Origin of the sequence: Daejeonella sp. H1SJ63, assembly GCF_029360775.1 — a bacterium.
Classification (GTDB): domain Bacteria; phylum Bacteroidota; class Bacteroidia; order Sphingobacteriales; family Sphingobacteriaceae; genus Daejeonella.
On the sequence record NZ_JARKMZ010000019.1, the window covers coordinates 1 to 13,836 of the forward strand.

The window sequence follows — 13,836 nt, forward strand, 5'->3', positions numbered from 1 at the left end:
ATGATGTTATAGAACTCGATTTTAATCCATCTTTTGCTCGTTTAATCTCAATATTTGTGTATACAGGGTAGCTACCGGCAGGTAGGTCGAAGGAAGAATGAAGAGAAATCTCATGACTGAAGCCAGAACCCATAATCAACAGATTTCTCCTCGCTTAAAATTATTCTTGTACGGATGAATTTCGTTCGCTCGTCGAAAGGACGGAGTGATGGTATTTAATGTATTACAATCTAGTTACCCTGTTTCTCAGTAAATGATCAGCCAGCACCAGAGCGGCCATAGACTCAACAATTGCAACAGCCCGGGGTACTACACATGGATCATGCCTTCCTTTTCCCTGAACATTTGCTGCATTTCCGGCTGAATCAAGACTGGCCTGATTCTGCATGATTGTAGCAACCGGTTTGAAAGCCACACGGAAGGTGATATCCATTCCATTGGAAATTCCGCCCTGAATCCCCCCTGAGAAATTGGTAAGTGTACGGAAGCTTTTTTCATCACTGTCTGCAGATGGCTGAACGAACAAATCATTATGCTCAGATCCTTTCATCTCTGATCCCGCAAATCCGGAACCGTAATCAAAGCCATGTACTGCATTAATACTTAACATTGCTTTACCCAAATCGGCATGCAGTTTATCGAATACAGGCTCACCCAGGCCAACCGGACAATTTCTGATCACGCATGAAATTTTACCGCCAATGGTATCACCATCCTTTCGGATTCCATCAATCAGGTCAATCATTTGATTTGCAGTGGCCGGATCTGCACATCTGACTATATTATTCTCTCTGATTTCGGTCAGCTCTGCGATGGAATTAATTTCAATATTCGGAGATTCAATGGTGCCAACGGCAGAAACATGTGCAAAGATCTCGATACCCGAAGCTTTTAAAAGCAGTTTGGCAATGGCTCCGGCAGCTACCCTTGCAGCAGTTTCGCGGGCAGATGATCTTCCGCCTCCGCGGTGATCCCTGTGACCATACTTGGCGTCATAGGTATAATCCGCATGGGATGGTCTGTAGGCATCCTTGATATGGGAATAGTCTTTTGAACGCTGATCCTCATTCGGAATAATCATGGCAATCGGAGTTCCGGTAGTTTTGCCCTCAAATATTCCTGAAAGTACCTGAACCGTATCACTTTCCTTACGCTGTGTGGTAATCTTAGACTGACCGGGCTTGCGCTTATCCAGTTCTGACTGAATAAAGTCCATATCTACCTCCAGATTCGAAGGACAGCCATCAATGATTACACCGATTGCTGCTCCATGTGATTCTCCGAATGTACTGATGCGGAATAATTGTCCGAATGAGTTTCCTGCCATTTTGAGTTGTAAGTTGTAAGTATTAAGTTGTAAGTATTAAGTTCTAAGTTCTAAGTATTAGGTAGTGCGTCTTTTCTAAGTAGGATGTATCTAACTACTAAATACTAACTACTAGATACTATTTAATTCAAATCCCGCTATTCCCAGATGCTTCCAGAAATCAGGATATGATTTTTCTACTACCAGATGATCTTCGATCTCAAGTCCGGGCATTACTAATGCAAGAGGTGCAAATGCCATTGCCATACGATGATCATCATAGGTAGCCACAGTGATATTTTTATTCAGATCAAGTTCTGAACAATCCAGTTTGTAAGTCTGATTTTTCTCTATCAGTTTTACACCGATTTTGGCCAGTTCAACTTGCAGTGCATTTACACGGTCAGTTTCCTTGATTTTTAAAGTTTCCAGTCCGGTGAAAGTAGCATCATGCTTCAATGCAGCACAGCAAACAATAACGGTCTGAGCCAGATCCGGACATTCCTTAAAGTCAAAAATCTTACGTTCCAGTTTCTTAGGTTCTTTTTTCAGATAGACTCCGCCATCTCTGAACTCTGAGCTAATACCGAAATTCGCCATAATCTCAGTGATCTTACTATCACCCTGAAGGCTGTATTTGGTCAAACCTCTCAGAAAAATTTCTGCTTCCTCTGCCAATGCTGCAATAGAATACCAGTAAGATGCGGCACTCCAGTCGGGTTCAATACTGATTTCCGATTTTGTAAAAGGCTGATGAGCAATACTGATTACATTTTCATTCCACTGATGTTTGATCCCTGCCTGTTCCATCATCGCCAATGTCATTTCAACATAAGGTCTGGAAGTCAGTTCTCCTTCAATAATCAGCTTTAAACCCTTTTCAAGTCTGGGAGCAATCAGAAGTAAAGCTGAAATATACTGACTGCTGATATTGCCCCTAATCTTAACCTGATCACTTTCAGGTTTAAATGGCCCCCTGATTCTGAGCGGAGGGTAGCCTTCATTTTCGGTATAGCTGATATCTGCTCCCAGGCTTCTGAGTGCATCAATCAGAACGCCGATGGGTCTTTGTTTCATGCGTTCTGATCCGGTCAGGATTACTTCTCCGTCCTGAATAGTAAAGAAGGCAGTTAAAAAACGCATGGCTGTTCCAGCAGGACCAATATCAACTACAGCTTGCTTACCCGCCTGAAGGATATTGTTCAGAGTAACCGTATCAGCAGCTTCAGAAATATTTTTCACCTGAACTGCACCCTCACTCAGAGCCTGCATAATCAAAGCGCGATTACTTTCGCTCTTCGACCCGGTCAGAGGGATGGTACAATTCAGCTGTTTATGCTTTGTTGAGATCTTTATACTTGCGGAACTCATTATTCTTCAAGGGCAAGTTTTTCATTCATGATCTCAGTTTGCTTACGGATCGACTCGCTATGGATCAATTCTAATAATTTACCGGTAAAGTTTTGATCCAGTTTCAGGGCACTGGCGAATGCGCTGCGTTTGTGCATGATCTGATCCCAGCGGTTTACCTGAAGAATGGTTACTCCGTTATCGCGCTTGTATTCACCAATCTTCTGAACAACCTGCATTCTTTCCGCAATTTTCTGAATGATCTGATCATCAATTTTATCGATCGCTGCACGAAGATCGGCAAGTTTATCAGTAAATTCTTTGTCTTTTATCTCAGGCTTACGAAGCGTCAGCAGATCCATCAGTTCAGAAAGAGCTGCAGGAGTAAGCTGCTGCTTGGCATCAGTCCATGCTACAGAAGGATCAAGGTGCGATTCGATCATTAATCCCTGCATATCCAGATCCAGAGCTTTCTGAGCTACATACTGAATCAGTTCGCGGTTACCGCAGATATGGCTTGGGTCATTGATGATCGGAAGTTCCGGAGCAATAGTTTTTAGCTGAATAGCAAGTTCCCACATTGGTTCATTTCTGAATGCGGTTTTTTCAAATGATGAAAAACCTCTGTGAATTGCTCCAAGTTTTGTGATACCTGCATTATTTATACGCTCTAAAGCACCAACCCATAATTGCAGATCAGGGTTTACAGGGTTTTTTACCAGTACCGGAACATCAACACCTCTCAGTGAATCGGCAATTTCCTGTACGGTGAACGGGTTTACCGTTGAACGGGCACCAACCCACAGGATATCAACACCTGCTGCCAGCGCTTCTTCAACGTGCTTTCCGGTTGCAACTTCAACGGCTGTAGGTAAGCCTGTTTCTTCTTTAGCTCTTTTTAACCAGGTTAATCCGATGCTTCCGATGCCTTCAAATTCTCCGGGACGGGTACGCGGCTTCCATATACCGGCTCTCAATACAGAAACTTTTCCTGTTTTTGCAAGTAAATGAGCTGTAGCCATCAACTGATCTTCAGTTTCGGCGCTGCAAGGACCTGCAATTAACAGGGGTTCTTTCTTAGTCTCCAGCCAGGTGTTCATTGGCTGTAATTTTAAATTTAATTTCATCGTTGTAGTTTTTGGGTCCGGCCTTTAACCGGGATTATTTTAAATAGTAATTTTTCAGTTTATATATCAGACTTTGTCGTTTTTCAGATACTCACCCATGATCGTAAAATTCACTGTATGCTTTAGAACTTTACGTATTGCGGTATCATAGTTGGCCTGGTTTTTCCATTCGATATCTACATAGAAATTGTATTCATTACGTTTTCCAAGTACAGGCATAGACTGGATTTTGCTCAGGTTAATCTTATTCTCAGCGAAGATATTCAGTACTTCAGCCAATGCCCCAACCGCATTTCCAACCTGGAAGCTTAATGAAGCTTTGTTGATCTCGGTATTTTCAAGCGGTTTATTTGCCAGAATCAGAAAACGGGTATAATTTTTCTTGTTCGATTCTATTCTTCTTTCCATGATCTGAAGATCATAAAGCTTTGCCGCAAGACTATTTGCAATGGCTGCTGTATCTGTCAGGTTTTCTTCGCGGATCTTTTTTGCGCATGCCGCAGTATCGCTGCTTTCCACAACCTGTAATTGAGGGAATTCATCAAAAAAATCGCTGCACTGACGAATTGCTATCGGATGCGACTGCACATATTTAATATCCTCAAATTTTACACCAGGCAATGCCATCAGATGCAGTTGTATAGCCAGATAAACTTCGCCTACAATTGAAAAGTTGTATTCTCTCAGCAAGCTGTAGTTAGGCAGTAAACTTCCGGCAATTGAATTTTCAATAGCCATTACCACATAATCTGCCTGCTTGTTTTTCAAAACCTCGCAGGTTTTTTTGAATGACTCACATTCTATGGTTTCAATATCGGTTCCGAAAAACTTAAACGCGGCCTCTTCATGGAAGGAAGCTTTGATACCCTGAATTGCTACTCGCTTTTTCTGCATTTTGCTGTTAAATAAAAAAGTCCCTGCTTATGGCAGGGACTTTTTGCTAATTTCTATATTAAGATCTATTGCATATTTTCCCCGCTCTTACCGTGATAGTAAAAATAAGCGAAGTAATATGTAGTTGAATTTTTCATCTTTGTGTTTTTCAAATGTAGCACAAAATTTTATTCTGTCAAAATAAAATGAAAATATTTTTATGAGTTGATTGAATTTTTAACAATTCTTCTGTTTTAAGGTGTTTCTGTTATTAAATTCTTAATATTCGATATTTTCATTAGTCTTGAAATATGTAGAATCATATCGTCTGAACTTAAACTTGTGCCGAAATATTTACAGGATTTTCTTTATTACTGACTCCTGATTGTGACCACAACTAAGGTGTGAGATTATTGTTCTACAGGAATAAAATCTAACTCATTTACATTTTCAACACTTCAGCCCAGATCTTCTCATTCACTGAAATCCCATGCAGCTCATTTTCTTTACGTGTTTCAAGGGTGTTTTCTCCCGGATATAAGATTTGTCCACCGGGTTCAACCGGAGCACTTGATTTAGTGTACTGAATAATTTCTTCGATGAGCTGATGATGCATATCACTCTGATAAAGGCAAAGGAAAAACTGAGAAACTCCCGATTCCCGAACAGTAGAGCCAATTCCTGCCGTTGATCTGCCTCCTGTAATTGCAGTTAGCAATACATCCAGCATAAAAGATAATCCAGATCCTTTCCAGTAGCCTATTGGCAAGGCTCTTCTTGATTCAATGATAGCCGATGGATTCCGTGTTAAATTTCCTTCCACATCATAACCTCCGTACTCAGGAAGTTCCATGCCTTTCAGATCGGTATCCTGCAATTTACCATAAGAGAATTGCGACATGGCCATGTCCAGAACGAGGTGGCCTTCAGCTCTGGGTACTGCTATGATCAGCGGATTATTCCCCAATCGGGGCTCTTTGCCGCCCCAGGGAGGCATATTGGCCATTGTATTGGTAAAACAGATGCCAATGCATCCGGCATCAGCTGCCTGCCATCCATAGGTTCCGCCGCGCATCCAGTGGTTGGTATGCCGCATGGCTACACATCCGATTCCATTGGCTTTAGCGAGCTCAATTGCCCGGTTCATAGCCAGACTTGCATTATGGATTCCGATGCCGAATTCTCCATCCCAAATCTCGATTAAACCATTCTTTTCAAGAAATTTGGGTTCTGCATGGATATCAACCTGTTTTTCTCTGACTGTATTGACAAAGGCAGGAAAGCGGTTTAAGCCATGAGAATATACCCCGTCGCGACTGTTTGCTGCAAAAGTATGTGCACAGAGTTCTGCTTTTTCCTCTGTGAACGACAGTTGGAGCAGGACACGTTTAAACTCTTTTTTCAGGGTTTCGAATGGAACTTTCATAGCTACTAAAAATAGACACTATACGGCAATTAATTGGTATAATGTGAAAATTCTACTGGAGCAGGTTCATATTCCGTTTTTCACTTTCTCCGTCTTGCATCCCGTGCTCCTTTTACCGTTTTGTCCGGACACCATGGATACTTATATTGCTGAATAATTTGAAATCAGGTCTTCATCAAACATCATGCTTAAAATTAAAAACATCCTGATAACCATCTGGGTTTTACTGCTCATTTACATTCCCGGGTTGGCGACTATGGCTCAGAGCAAAATCAGGAAGCCGGCCTTCAGGGTAATCGCTTTTTATACCGGAAAGAACGATATGGCACATATCAGTTATGTACAGGAAGCCAATGAATGGTTTTCGCGTATGGCATCCCGGCACAATTTTGTATATGAGACAACCAATGACTGGGCTAAGATGAATGATGAATACCTGTCCAGTTATGAGGCAGTGATTTTCCTGGATACCCGCCCCGAAAAACCGGAACAGCGCGCAGCATTTCAGAAGTATATGGAGCATGGGGGAGGATGGCTGGGATTTCACTTTGCGGCATTTGCACTAACACCTTCGGCTTTCAGGCAGGATTGGGACTGGTATCATCAGCAATTTTTAGGTTCTGGTGAATACCTCAGTAATACTTGGAGACCAACCAGGGCTTATTTACATGCCGAACAGGCCAGGCATCCGGTTTACCGGCATCTGAATAAAACAATCACCGCTTCTCCCAATGAGTGGTACCGCTGGAAAAATGATCTGAGTAAAAATCCTGATATCGAGATTCTTTATGCCATCGACCCTAAAAGCTTTCCGCTTGGAACCGGACCCAAAGCTCACGAAATCTGGCATAGTGGCTATTATCCGGTGGTATGGACCAACAGGAATTATAAAATGGTCTATTTCAATATGGGTCATAATGATATGGATTATGAGCATAAATATGGAAAGGATGTAAAAAACCTGTCGTATACTTATGCTAACCCTGAACAGGAAAAACTGGTATTGAATGCTTTGAAATGGGTTGCAGGGAAGAGGTGATCTGAATGTCAGTCGCCAGGACGCTAAATCAAAGCTGAACTCCGAACAGTCGTTTATTTCATACCTATTTGCGCCTTAGCGTGATAATTATTCAGCTTTACGATAATTTCTGAAATTTATATCCGAAATAAGCCACTCCGCTGTCCTTTACACACTCAATTGAGGAATGAAAAAAGTGTAACAATTACGAATCATTTATTATTACCATTAAATGCTTTATAGATTTATATTGGATAACAGGGGCGGCAGATTCCTTCCTGATCAGGTAAATTAGAATATATGGCAAAGAAACCAACCGAAAATATAAGCTGGGCGGCAGATCCATTCAGTGCAAGTATGGAGTCGAACCCGACCTTGACCCGGCGTGAAATGATCGGCGTAAGTGGTATGGCCGGATTGACGGCTTTGACCGGCATTTCAGCCGCTGCTGTTGCTCAGACTCCACAACACAGGCCCCGTATCGCCTGTCTTGTCAGTTACTGGGCTGCAACCAGATCTCATGCAGACTGGATCATTTGCAAGCTAATGGACGGTTACTGGTGGCAGGGTGCTCATACTCCTTCGCGGGTGGACGTGGTGTCTGTTTATATTCATCAGTTTGATGTCAGCGGACTGGGACAGAAAGTTTGCAAAGCGAAGAATGTTCCAATCTTTAAGACGGTGGCTGAAGCGGTTACTCTGGGTGGGACGGAGCTTGCTGTAGACGGTGTGGTTATTGTCGGTGAGCACGGAAATTACCCAACAGATCTTAAGGGACACTGGCTCCTGCCGCGCTGGTGGATTTATAATCAGGTAATCCGGGTTTTTGAACAAAGTAAGCGCTCGGTACCGGTCTTCAACGATAAGCACCTTTCTTATAACTGGGATGAGGCAAAGTGGATGTTTAATAAGTCACGGGAGTTGAATTTCCCGCTGACCGGAGGATCTTCCATACCCACCTATTTTCGCAAGCCGGAGATCGACCTGGATATTGATACACCGATAAAGAACTCAATAGTGGTCGGAGTTGCTCAGGATGAGGGTGCTATTTTCCATTGTATCGATACGCTTCAGTGTTTTGTAGAACGCCGCAGGGGAGGCGAGACCGGCGTAAAGTCGGTGCAGAACATCAGAGGACCGGAAACATGGAAGTGGCTTGAACGCAATCCATGGGCCGCTAAGCTGCTTGAAGCGGTGCGGACAAGTTTGGATCTGAAGCCGGGTTACTTTCAGGAGAATGCCAGACCAAGCGTCCTGATTGTGGAGTATAATGATGGAACAAAAGGTGCTGTAATTTCCGGTCTGAATGTGGGCTGGACTTATGCCGGCGAAATCGAAGGACGCAGTGAACCGGTAATTGTATCTATGCTTGGAATGCCTGGTCCCTTTTCGCAGTACCATGCCGCCAACTGCCTGCCGCACTGGATTACTGAGATGATGGTGACTAAAAAGGAACCGTTCAATGCCGAAAGGCTGCTTCTTTCGACCGGAATTACGAATCAGTTTAATGAATCAAACTGGGATAACGGCAGCTATTCAAACGTCGGACGAAGAATCGAGACGCCATTCCTGAATATATCCTACCGTTCTACGCGGGGTGCACTCTTTCAAAAGGGAGAACGACCTCCAAACCGCCCCTATATACGTGGCTTTGATTCTTAGGTTTGGTGTCTGAGCCAGGAGAAGATAAGAAAAATGACGATCCGCTGCGCCTTACAGGCCAGGGATCTGATTGGATTTTCAAATGTCTGTCAATTTATTTGTTACATGCCGGGGCATTTATTCATTCCTGAATCATTAATAGTATTGTTAAATTAGTTTCCGGATACAGATAAAATGACCGGTCAGCATATTCATTCCTAATAAGAAAAATTTATGGCAAAAAAACAACCCGAAATTGCAACAGGGGCAGCAGATTCCTTTCCAATTAATGAAATTATGGATGCCAATCCATTCTTTACCCGGCGCCAGATGCTTGGTATAACGGGTATGGCAGGCTTAACCGCATTGACCGGCAGCGCTGCAGCTGCTGCATTTCCCGATAACAGGCAGGCAAGGCCTCGTATAGCTGTTCTTGTCAGCTATTGGGCTTTTACAAGATCGCATGCCGACTGGATTGTGAACAAGCTGATTGATGGTTATTGGTGGGATGGTGCATACACTCCTTCGCGGGTGGATGTAGCCTCTATTTATATTCACCAGCATGATGCAAGTCTGTTGGGTCAGAAAGTGGCTGAAGCAAAAGGTATTCCGGTGTTTAAATCAGTAGCTGAAGCAGTGACACTTGGAGGTAAAGAACTGGCTGTGGATGGCGTGGTCATCGTAGCAGAGCACGGGGAATATGCAACTGACCTCAAGGGACACTGGCTATTGCCGCGCTGGTGGATCTATCAGCAGGTGGTGAAGGTTTTCGAGCAAAGCAAACGCTCAGTGCCGGTATTTAACGATAAACACCTTTCTTATAACTGGGATGATGCGAAGTGGATGTTTGATAAATCCCGTGAGTTAGGCTTTCCTCTGACCGGAGGTTCATCAATACCGATCTACTACCGTAAACCTGAGATTGAAATCGATATCGATACGCCTATAAAAAATTCAATTGTGGTTGGAGGCACCGGAGATGAGGGCGCTATTTTCCATGCCATTGATGTGCTTCAAGCCTTCGTAGAACGTCGCAAAGGTGGTGAGTCGGGTGTTAAATCAGTTCAGTCCATCCGCGGACCGGAAGCCTGGAAGTGGGTTGAGCGAAATACATGGGCAAGCAAGCTGCTGGATTCAGTGGCGAAAAGTTTTGACTTCAAACCCGGATATTTTCAGCAGACGCCTGAAACAAATATATGTGTCATCGAATACAATGACGGAACAAAAGCAGCTGTAATTGGTGGCAGAGGAGTGGGATGGACCTATGCCGGTGAGATTGAAGGACGTAAAGAGCCGACGATCATCTCTATGCTTGGATGGGCCGGTCCTTACGACCAATATCATGCCTCCAATGCTCAGCCACACTGGATTACCGAGATGATGCTGACTAAAAAGGAACCGTTTAATGCCGAGCGATTACTTCTTTCGACCGGTATTACAAACCACTATATGGAATCAAACTGGCAAGGCAGCAAGTATTCTGCTGTTGGACGCCGCCTCGAAACACCGGCCCTGAATATCAGGTACCGCTCTACACGCGGAGCGCAGTTCAGTAAAGGAGAGCGCCCACCGGCACGTCCTTATATACGGGGATTTGATCAGTAGATGTTAGATGTTAGTATTTAGTATTTAGTAGTTAGTAGTTAGACGGTTGGTTGAACGGCGAACGCTGTTTTGTTAGAAATTTAATATATGTCAAAGAAAAAAACTGAAATGATAGTCGGGGAGGCTGATTCATTTCCAATAAATGAAATTATAGAATCAAATCCAAGCTTTACCCGTCGTGAAATGCTGGGAATAGGAGGTATAGCAGGTTTAACTGCCTTAACGGGATTTTCAACTGATGCTCTGGGACGAACTCAGCAGCGAAAGCCACGTGTAGCTGTTCTGGCAACCTATTGGGCTGCTACCAGATCGCATGCCGACTGGCTGGTAAATAAACTGATTGATGGTTACTGGTGGCAGGGAGCTCATCTTGATTCGGGAATAGAAATTGTATCGGTTTATCTGCATCAGCACGATGCAAGTCAGCTTGGCCAGAAGGTTGCCAAAGCAAAAGGTATCCCTGTTTACAGGTCGGTAGCTGAAGCCGTAACACTTGGGGGAAAGGAACTTGCTGTGGATGGTGTGGTAATCGTGGGAGAGCATGGTGATTATGCCACAGATATGAAGGGGCACTGGCTTCTGCCACGCTGGTGGCTTTACAATCAGGTTATCCGTGTATTCGAACAAAGTAAGCGTTCAGTACCGGTATTTAATGATAAGCATCTTTCTTATAACTGGGATGATGCGAAGTGGATGTTTGACAAATCACGTGAATTAGGATTTCCTTTGACCGGTGGGTCCTTGCTTCCGGTATATTACCGAAAGCCGGAAATTGAACTGAAAAATGATACACCCATAAAGCATTCCATTGTTGTAGGTGCCACTCCGGATGAGGGTGCCATATTCCATTGCATTGAATTGCTGCAGGCTTTCAATGAGCGTCGTAAGGGTGGAGAAACAGGGGTGAAATCGATTCAGTCCATCCGTGGACCGGAAGCATGGAAGTGGGTGGAAAGCAACAGCTGGGCAGGTAAACTGCTGGATGCGGTAGCTAAAAGTTTAGATTTTAAGCCGGGACATTTCCAGTCGGCCCCGCGGACAAACATTTGTATTATCGAATATAATGATGGAACGCAGGCAGCTATCATTGGCAGTCAGGGGGCAGGATGGACCTATGCCGGAGAGATTGAAGGACAAAATGAGCCAACAATCGTATCTTTACTGAATTTCCCGGGTCCGTTCGATCAGTACCATGCTTCGAACGCCCAGCCACACTGGATCGTAGAAATGATGCTGACTAAAAAGGAACCATTCAATGCTGAACGCCTCCTGCTGACCACCGGTATTACCAATCAGTATATGGAATCAAACTGGGAAGGCAGCAAGTACTCTCCGGTTGGACGCCGGATTGAAACTCCTTTCCTGAATATGACTTATCGCCCGACCCGTGGAGCGCAATTTAACAAAGGACAACGCCCACCGGCACGTCCTTACATCAGAGGGTTCAGCCAATAGAAAATAAATCATAATATGGAATGATAATTGCTATTTCAAATCAGCTTAATTCATTCAGACAACAGACAACAGATTAATGAAACGCCGAGACCTTATAAAAAGCTTAACACTCCTTCCCTTAGCCGGAAGTTTTCCAATAGATTCACTTTTTGCTGCTCCTGCGGCAGTGAATAATGCGCCATTTAATTTTCAGAATAAACCGATGCCTGATCTGCACCGCAAGGCATTTGTGATGGATGGACATACCCATGTCATGACCCGTGAGTTATTGAAGGGAACCGATATCGGCCAGCGTTATCTGGATGGAAATGTCGATCTGCCAAGAGCTAAAGAAGGTGGTGTGGATGCGATGTTCTTTTCTGTCTATACTCCTGAACATTATTATCCGGGAAGGTTTGAGGTGAAAAACACTTTCCGTGTAGTGAACCTCGCTTTAGAACAGATTGAGAAGAATCATTCGATGATCGAGCTGGCATTGAATGCCAGCGATATTCAGCGCATCAATAAAAAAGGCAAAATGGCAGCATTCCTCGATCTGGAAGGCCCATGGGATATGGATGGCGATATCAATCTGCTCAGGGCATTGCATCGTTTAGGACTCAGATCCGCACAGCTTACGGCACATAATACCACAAATGCTTTTATTGATACCTGCAATGATGTGCGCCGTTGGGGTGGTATCAATGATCACGGAAGAAAGATTATCAGAGAGATGAATGACCTTGGAATGGTGATCAATATCGCCCACGCCTCAAATGAGGCCATTCTGCAAAGCGCTGAGGCCAGTAAACATCCGGTGATTTATAGTCACGGAGGCTTTTACGGCATTGTACCACATCCGCGCTGTATTACCGACGAAGCGGCAAAAGCTGTCGCAGCCAAAGGTGGAGTGATCGGTATTCACTTCGGAAGCCTGTTTAATAATCCTGTATACTGGAAATGGCAGCAGGGACAGAAAAAATCCAATGAGACAAAGCCGGGCACTGTACAGGCTGCTCCTCTGAAAACAATTGAGGAAGTAGACAGGGAAGTACTTAAAGAAGTTCCGTTAAGTTTCAGAGGTACCATCCCCGAAGAGTATTGGATGCATGTAGATCAGCTTGCTAAAGTGATTGATTATGGTGTACAATTAGTGGGTGAGGATCATATGGCCCTGGGTTCCGATTTAGACGGCGGTCCGGAACTGCCCCGCGAAATCAAAGATATCAGCGATTTTCCTCAGATTACCATGGCCATGCAAAGGCTTGGTTACAGTGATCAGCGGATCAAAAAGATCCTGGGATTGAACTGGCTGAGGGTGATTAGGGAGGTGACGGGGAGTTAGCGAATTAGCAAATTATTGTTGTCCGGTAAAAATAAAATGTTTAAAAATATCCTTTTTAAAAGTATCGTGAACGATTTTATTTCCCGATTTCAAAAAGCAAGCCCCACTATTAGCGCACTCGCTCAATAGGCCCCGCTTTTAAGCGGGGTATACAAGTGGGATATTCCGGGCTTCAGCCCAAAATAATCCGTTTATACCGGAACACCCGCATCGGGCTTCAGCACGATTAAATGTTGTCGGCGCTGAAGCACCGGTTTACGTTATTTTCTAACCTGCTATATGTGGGGCTGAAGCCCGAATTGAATCACGCCGATTACAACCCGCCTAAAGGCAGGCCCTATTGAGCGATACGTCTATACCCCAGATTAAAATAATTCAATCATTAATAAAATACCCTATTTCCTAAATATGGCAAGAGTTTCAATTCTGCTGCCGGGCTAAACCTTAATAAATACTTTCCCCGGACACTAGTGATTAGCAAATGGGCCGACCCGATAGTATTCCAGGGTTGTCATTTTAATGAACTGATAAATGTAAATATTCACCGGTATCTGGACTCAATAAAATGAGGTTTCAAAATAATCTGGTCAGCATTTAATTGAGGTGCTCTGGATAAAAATATAAACATGCCTGACCCTGAAGGGCAATGTCATTAAGTTAAGGATTAACATGCTGGTTTATAGTTAGAGAAGGTTCTGTGTTTGCTTCTTC

At 43.8% G+C, this 13,836-nt stretch carries 10 protein-coding genes; 5 read left to right on the plus strand and 5 right to left on the minus strand.

Annotated elements, in window-relative coordinates:
• Window positions 1–223: 223 nt before the first annotated feature.
• The 5 genes from aroC to yiaK all read right to left on the minus strand — a co-directional run bounded on the left by aroC (window position 224) and on the right by yiaK (window position 6,082).
• Window positions 224–1,327 carry a chorismate synthase gene (gene aroC, locus P2W72_RS05910; RefSeq protein ID WP_276360014.1) on the minus strand — a complete coding sequence of 368 codons (1,104 nt, stop codon included), beginning with the start codon at window positions 1,325–1,327 and terminating at the stop codon, window positions 224–226.
• A gap of 111 nt (window positions 1,328–1,438) precedes the next feature.
• Window positions 1,439–2,677, minus strand: coding sequence for a 3-phosphoshikimate 1-carboxyvinyltransferase (gene aroA / locus P2W72_RS05915; protein ID WP_276360017.1), 1,239 nt, complete (start codon window positions 2,675–2,677; stop codon window positions 1,439–1,441).
• Window positions 2,677–3,783, minus strand: a complete 1,107-nt coding sequence (locus P2W72_RS05920) for a chorismate mutase (RefSeq protein WP_276360019.1) — start codon at window positions 3,781–3,783, stop codon at window positions 2,677–2,679. The genes aroA and P2W72_RS05920 overlap by 1 nt, the downstream gene beginning before the upstream one ends.
• A gap of 66 nt (window positions 3,784–3,849) precedes the next feature.
• Window positions 3,850–4,677: a prephenate dehydratase gene (locus tag P2W72_RS05925; protein WP_276360022.1), complete on the minus strand. Its 828-nt coding sequence runs from the start codon at window positions 4,675–4,677 to the stop codon at window positions 3,850–3,852.
• 421 nt (window positions 4,678–5,098) lie between these two features.
• Entirely contained in the window at window positions 5,099–6,082 is a 984-nt protein-coding gene (gene yiaK / locus P2W72_RS05930; RefSeq protein WP_276360024.1) for a 3-dehydro-L-gulonate 2-dehydrogenase, read from the minus strand.
• A gap of 184 nt (window positions 6,083–6,266) precedes the next feature.
• Between yiaK and P2W72_RS05935 the strand changes: the two genes are divergently transcribed.
• The 5 genes from P2W72_RS05935 (at window position 6,267) to P2W72_RS05955 (ending at window position 13,125) form a co-directional block, all read left to right on the plus strand.
• Complete coding sequence (locus P2W72_RS05935) at window positions 6,267–7,121, plus strand: ThuA domain-containing protein (protein WP_276360026.1); 855 nt, start codon at window positions 6,267–6,269, stop codon at window positions 7,119–7,121.
• Window positions 7,122–7,400: 279 nt separating this feature from the next.
• A complete protein-coding gene (locus P2W72_RS05940; protein WP_276360028.1) occupies window positions 7,401–8,762 on the plus strand; it encodes a hypothetical protein in 1,362 nt (453 codons plus the stop codon).
• Between the two features lie 213 nt (window positions 8,763–8,975).
• Window positions 8,976–10,346 carry a hypothetical protein gene (locus tag P2W72_RS05945; protein ID WP_276360031.1) on the plus strand — a complete coding sequence of 457 codons (1,371 nt, stop codon included), beginning with the start codon at window positions 8,976–8,978 and terminating at the stop codon, window positions 10,344–10,346.
• 87 nt (window positions 10,347–10,433) lie between these two features.
• Window positions 10,434–11,801, plus strand: coding sequence for a hypothetical protein (locus P2W72_RS05950; protein WP_276360033.1), 1,368 nt, complete (start codon window positions 10,434–10,436; stop codon window positions 11,799–11,801).
• A 76-nt stretch (window positions 11,802–11,877) separates the two neighbouring features.
• Window positions 11,878–13,125 (plus strand): membrane dipeptidase, encoded by a 1,248-nt coding sequence (locus P2W72_RS05955; protein ID WP_276360035.1) that lies wholly within the window; start codon window positions 11,878–11,880, stop codon window positions 13,123–13,125.
• The last annotated feature ends 711 nt before the right edge of the window (window positions 13,126–13,836 follow it).